Below are 1,306 nucleotides of genomic sequence, written 5' to 3'. Positions count from 1 at the left end.
CGCTGATGCTGGTCGCCGGCCTGTCGCGTTCGATGCAGTTCACCGCGCTCAACACGCTGGCTTTCGCCGATATCTCGGGCGCGCAGCGCAGTTCGGCGGCGACGCTGTCCAGCATGCTGCAGAAGATATCGATGCTGTTCGGCGTGGCGGTCGCGGCGGCGGTCCTCAATCTGTCGCAGATCGCGAGGGGCGGGGCAGCACTCGATCTCGTCGATTTCCGCATCGCCTTCCTGGTGGTCGGCGGAATCGGCCTTGCGGCCGCCTTCCGCTTCCTGGTGCTGCCGCCGGCCGCGGGCGCCGAGGTTTCAGGCCATTCGCCGCGGAATTGACATCCGGATTTTGGGCCGATCGCCGAGATAAACTTCGCTCCGCCTTTGGTCGCGCCCTCATCCGTCTCGGGGCCGCGCGCCGATCCACCGTCTCCCACAGGGGTGCAGGCTCTCATGCCGGTCGATAAACCCTTTCCGCAGTGATCCAGAAGATATCCGCTTCTGCCGCCGCGCCGTGCCTGGCCACCGCCGCGCGGTGCGCCTTGATCAGCTCGGCGTGGCTAGTCCACAGCTTCTCGATGGGGAAGTTCGAGCCGAACATCAGATGGTCCGGGCCGAGGATATCGATCGCGTTGTCGACGATGTAGGCGATCAGCGCCGGATCGTTGCGGTGGACGAAGGTGCCCAGGCCGGACAGCTTGGCGTAGACGTTGGGCGCGGCGGAGAGCGTGCGCAGGCCGGTCTTCCATGCCTCGGTGGTTTCCGGTTCCATGCCGGTCAGCATGCCGGCATGGGTGAGGATGAAGTTGGTCTCGGGGTTCTCGCCGACCAGCGTCAGGCCGTCCTTCATCTGCGCCGGGAAAAGCTGGAGGTCGAAGGACAGGCCGTAGTCCTTCAGCCGCGCCACATTCTTCCGCACTGTGGGATCGATGACCTGGTCTGCCGAGGCGGCGAAGCGGAAAGCCAGCGTCTCGTGCCAGTGCAACTGCATGCGCACGCCGCGCAGCAGCTTGTATTTCATCAGCCGGTCGATCTGCGGCCGGACATCGTCGGCGGTCATGTCGGCATAGCCGACGATGGCGTGCGGCCAGCCGGTTTCGTCGGCGGTCTTCTGCAGGAAGGCGACTTCCTTCTCGAAATCCTCCTTGGCCCAGTTGGTCTGGACATAGACGGTCTTTTCGACGCCAGACCCCTTCTGGTCTTCGAGGAATTCCTCGATTGGATAGTCGCGGCGGATCGGCTCGTAGGGGCCGAAGATGCGCGGCACCATCGGTCCGACCAGCCAGGGCTGGTCCTTCTGGCGCCAGATGTGGAAA

General features: G+C 64.7%; 1 protein-coding gene and 1 pseudogene. One reads left to right on the top strand and one right to left on the bottom strand.

Annotated features, from left to right (window positions below; translation table 11 throughout):
• Window positions 1-329, top strand: a pseudogene (locus EOA33_RS36065) (MFS transporter); the annotation flags it as partial.
• A gap of 112 nt (window positions 330-441) precedes the next feature.
• Here EOA33_RS36065 and EOA33_RS36060 read toward each other — a convergent pair.
• A partial coding sequence (locus tag EOA33_RS36060; RefSeq protein ID WP_127407747.1) for an amidohydrolase occupies window positions 442-1,306 on the bottom strand: 865 nt, incomplete at its 5' end.

The sequence above is a fragment of the Mesorhizobium sp. M4A.F.Ca.ET.050.02.1.1 genome, from assembly GCF_003997725.1.
Classification (GTDB): domain Bacteria; phylum Pseudomonadota; class Alphaproteobacteria; order Rhizobiales; family Rhizobiaceae; genus Mesorhizobium.
Note: the sequence above shows the minus strand (reverse complement) of the source record. Positions and strands in the feature narration are given on the sequence as shown.